This window comes from Lentibacillus kapialis (assembly GCF_014646635.1).
Classification (GTDB): domain Bacteria; phylum Bacillota; class Bacilli; order Bacillales; family Amphibacillaceae; genus Lentibacillus; species Lentibacillus kapialis.
In genome coordinates, this window is sequence record NZ_BMNQ01000099.1 from 1,050 (window position 1) to 5,277 (window position 4,228).

General features: G+C 38.3%; 4 protein-coding genes. All 4 read left to right on the plus strand.

The window, feature by feature from the left end:
- Positions 1-195: 195 nt before the first annotated feature.
- The 4 genes from IEW67_RS17430 (at position 196) to IEW67_RS17445 (ending at position 3,427) form a co-directional block, all read left to right on the plus strand.
- The gene (locus IEW67_RS17430) at positions 196-1,701 is read left to right on the plus strand and encodes a T7SS effector LXG polymorphic toxin (protein ID WP_188634351.1); all 1,506 of its coding nucleotides are present in this window, start codon (positions 196-198) and stop codon (positions 1,699-1,701) included.
- A gap of 38 nt (positions 1,702-1,739) precedes the next feature.
- Positions 1,740-2,399, plus strand: coding sequence for a DUF443 family protein (locus IEW67_RS17435; RefSeq protein WP_188634352.1), 660 nt, complete (start codon positions 1,740-1,742; stop codon positions 2,397-2,399).
- A 364-nt stretch (positions 2,400-2,763) separates the two neighbouring features.
- Complete coding sequence (locus IEW67_RS17440) at positions 2,764-3,030, plus strand: hypothetical protein (protein WP_188634353.1); 267 nt, start codon at positions 2,764-2,766, stop codon at positions 3,028-3,030.
- Positions 3,017-3,427: a type II toxin-antitoxin system VapC family toxin gene (locus IEW67_RS17445; RefSeq protein ID WP_188634354.1), complete on the plus strand. Its 411-nt coding sequence runs from the start codon at positions 3,017-3,019 to the stop codon at positions 3,425-3,427. Before IEW67_RS17440 ends, IEW67_RS17445 begins: the two co-directional genes overlap by 14 nt.
- Positions 3,428-4,228 lie beyond the last annotated feature (801 nt).

Genomic DNA, 4,228 nt, shown 5'->3' on the forward strand with positions numbered 1-4,228 from the left:
GAAAGTCAAACATATGAAATAATTGCAAATGATTTTGGTGATTTCTTATTGGATTTGGTTAAACAAGAAGTATAAAAGCAAATATGATTCTGGTGCCATTCTGAGTAACTGAGGGAGATATTATGCTGAACGGCTAGCACAGGTAAATAACAAAGCAGCGGACCGCTATTCTAGTGAGGAGAGGGAGAGGTGAAAATGGGTCATAAAGTGGAAGTATCGGCGGTTATGGCTTTTTCGGATGAGCTGAAAACAGCATCAGAAGACATTAAAACAAGTCTGAGCCGTGTTGAAGAAAGTATTGAAAGCATCATTGCCATGGAATCATTTTCAGGCAAAGCCGCAAACGAGGCAAAAGCTTATTTTGAAGATCTGCATAAAACAGTTTTAACTTCTTTCCATGGGTTATTTACGGATCTTGATAACAATTTACAAAAGCATTTGGAATCATTTCAATGGCGTGTTGAAGAAAGTGAATCAGCCATTATTAAAAGTAATTATTTGCAAGATACAGAAGCGGATGTAAATGATGATTATGACCGTTTAAACGAGGAAAAAGAATCTATTAGAGAGATCCTTAGCAGCGTATCGGATATTAGCAGTGCAAGCCAACCTAGCTCGTGGACGCTTGAGGCGGATAAGGATGATGCGATTGAAACGATTACAGATTTGAAGGAAAAGCTGGACTCTTTTACCAGTGAAGGCAAGCAGCAGATTCTGCAAACAGAGGATTTGCTGCATCAGATTGAAGTGGCGTTGAATAATGCCGGGGCAGTACAGGGTGATGCACGATTTACGGATTACAGAGGGAATTCTTCAGCTGTTGGGTTGTCGGTGTTGAGGGACTATAATGCAAACAAGAAAAGAGAAGCAGAAATTAAAAAGGCCAGGAAACCCAAGGATAATACGATAAAAGATCTAAATGAGCCTTTGCAAAAAGTATTAAATAAGGCTTACACTGATTTGAAAAAAGGCAAGATTAATGAAACTCAATATTACAATTATTTGGATGAGCTTAAAGGGATGCAAAGTGGAGAAAATCCGGATAAAGAAGTACCCGAGAATTTTGTGGATTACTTAAATAAAAATGCTGGAGAAATCTATAACATTTTAGGTGGAAATACGATTGGTGCTTATATTGAAGAAGGTGTTACAAAGAAAGGAAATAAAGTAATCAGTCGTGCTGAATTAATTAAAGCTATGGGCAGTAACATTCCTTTTCATGGTGGCGGACAATCAAAAGCCATGATAAAGAAAGGGAAAAACATCATAAGAGCTGGAAAGGCTGTCGGCGGAGTATTTATGACAGGGAATGTTGCTTATGGAATGTATGATGATATGACTAATCATGCCAAGACGGCAGGTCAAGCAGTAACACATAATGCCGGAGTAATAGGAGCGGGTATTGTAGGAGATGCGTTAGCAGTTGGGGTAACATTTATAGTTGCTTCAAATCCAGGTGGATGGGCAGTAGTAGCAGGTATAGCTGGGGCAACCTTTGCAACATGGGGTTTCAATAAACTTTATAATAGTAACTATATGGGTATACAAGATAAGTTAGATTGGGCAGTTGAAAAGGTGGATGAGTTCACGGACAATGTTAGTAAAACCGTAAACAATGTTAAAGAATCCGCAAGTAATTTTGTGGAAGATGCTGGTGAAGCTTTTAGTAGTGGTCTGGACGCTATCAATCCGTTTTCTTGATAGACCAATCCAATGAAATTAAGAAAGGGGATCATATAATGAATTGTAAAGTACAAGGTGTATTTAAAAATCTAAGATACCGAATCCTGGCCATTGATGGAGAGGTGTATATCCTTGATATGGGATGTTCGTTCTGGAAGATGATATTCCCATTTTTCTTCTGGATGTCCCCTAATCCTGTGTTTAGGGTGGAAGATCCTAATATTGTGGAAAAATTGAAGTCGCCGGAAAGAAGTCAAACAAAAACAGGACACTCCAGTATATTGGGAGCTGGTATAGGTGTTTTTATAACGACTCTTTTAAAGCCTTTGGCTAATTACTTTGCTCTCCCGGACACACCATTAATTAACACTATGATTCTTGTGATGGTAGTAATATTCGCATTTGTACTCTTCGTATCCTTATACAATATGTTTAAAAAGAAACTGCATCGTATCGTGAACCTTGAGGAGTTAGTAACGGATAAGCTTTGGATCAGAGCAAATTCCATTAAGCATTTTTTTCAATTTGTAATTTACTATCTCTTTTTCTTGGGATTAACCCTGCTGTTTTGTTATCTTTCTATTGTAGATCCGGATGTTGTAACACAAATTTTTACAGCGGGTGTTTTGTTTTTTCTGTTGATTATCAGCCCTGGCGCCGTAACAATGGGTACTACTACTGTGAAATTTAAAAGAGGTAAGAAAACAGCGGTCTAACCTCATAGTTGGTGCCTGTCACTTCCCGACTTTTGTCAATATATGTTGAATGAGAACCTCCTTTCCACGCTAAAGTATTCCCTGGCCCTGGAGATCGTTACCAAAGTGCAAAGGGAATATTTTATGCGTTAACCACTACCAAACTTCCAAACATATTCCTGTCTGCTTCACAAGAAAATCATATATGCAGTTTGTTTGAAGCATGGTCTTCTCGCATGTAAATGATATATTCTAAGATCCGCTTCTATTATTAGAAATGGAATCCAAATTTTTATATGGTATATTATGTTGCAATTGGGGTTGCTGTTTTATTGACTTACCTACACACACATTTTATAATACATGTGTAGGATGGTGGTTCAAAATGGAAAATTCAATGAAACGAAAACAATATCATATGACCAATGAGGATGATAAGATCGTAAAGGACTTGGCTGCATGCAAAGGTTGGTCAGAAGCAGAAGTCGTAAGAGAAGCTATTCGGGATTATGCTTTAAGAGAGCAGCAGAAAAGGAATCCCTTACTGGCAATGGCAGACAATGCAGAAAAGTATTCGGTTGATTCGGCTGGAGACCTATCAATAAATCATGATGATTATCTGATGGAGATTAATGAAAATGAGAAAGGCTAAGTGTTTTTTGGATACCAGTGCATTAATGGCATTAAATGACGTGAAAGATCAATATCATAAAGAATCCCAAGAAATTGCAATCTCGTTAAAAAACTGTGAATTGATACTATCAGACCCTGTGATAACTGAAACTTATACGCTTCTTAGATACCGTTCAGGCTTCCCGATTGCTCGCCACTTTTTGGAGTCAGTAATGGACGACAATCAATTCATAATTGCTGAGGTTACCTCTCCAATCAGAAAAAACACGTTAAGGTTATTAAATGATTTCAATGATCACAAGATTTCGTATTGTGATGCGTTAAGTGTCGCAATCATGAAAGAACACCACATTCAAAAGATTTTTTCTTTTGATCATCATTTTGAAGTAATGGGAATGGAGCTTGTGCGATTATAATGACGGCCTAAACATGGCTATGAAATTCCATCTGCATGCAAAATCTGCCGGGTGTGGGTTGGGAAGGCGAAGAGAATTTTACTTGGGTTAAGAGAGGTGGAACAACCTATAAGTTCCTTTTGGATATTTATGTAAATATGAGTGAAGTTTTTTGTAAATGGAGAATGCTCCGGATTCTCCATTTTAAATTTACAACTAACTTCGAAGAGAGAATCGCGTGATCAAGAGGCTGACTGGGGGGGAGTGGAAGCGTTGCTGGCGAAGTATAGGAGCGGGGTTATTATACCTGGCCCCGACCGGGGTCGCCTGATGCAAAGCCCTCAAAAATTGTTTATTTTTATTTGGTTCTACTTTAGTTTAGCAGATACACAGGAAAGATGAATCATCATCCTGGGGTATAAATCCAATGATAAAACCGAAAAAGAGACGGAAGACAGACGAAGTGGATACGAATTGTTCGTACCAGTTCAGGTGAATTGGATATTCAAGTTCCCCAGGATCGTGACGTATCTTTTGATTCAACCACTTGTGCCCAAACGTCAAAAGATTGTTTCTGCCATTGAGGATAAGGTGATAGGTATGTACTACAATCGTCATAGAAAGCATCCACTCCAGTTTTCGAAAAGTAACTAAAAAAGCATTCCCCAATCGGGAATGCCTTGTTAAGACTATTGATTACTTGACTCTTGCAAAAAATATGTCGTCACATTATGTTGAATTACCACTTGTTTTGAAACGTTTGCCCGAAAATAGAATGACATCCCGCTTTTTGTGGTACTGGAAGGTTGACACCCAACCAAC

Excerpts from the sequence above, each read along its gene's own strand:
- IEW67_RS17440 (WP_188634353.1), top strand. The coding sequence starts at position 2,764 with ATGGAAAATTCAATGAAACGAAAACAATATCATATGACCAATGAGGAT.
- IEW67_RS17430 (WP_188634351.1), top strand. The coding sequence starts at position 196 with ATGGGTCATAAAGTGGAAGTATCGGCGGTTATGGCTTTTTCGGATGAG.
- IEW67_RS17445 (WP_188634354.1), top strand. The coding sequence starts at position 3,017 with ATGAGAAAGGCTAAGTGTTTTTTGGATACCAGTGCATTAATGGCATTA.
- IEW67_RS17435 (WP_188634352.1), top strand. The coding sequence starts at position 1,740 with ATGAATTGTAAAGTACAAGGTGTATTTAAAAATCTAAGATACCGAATC.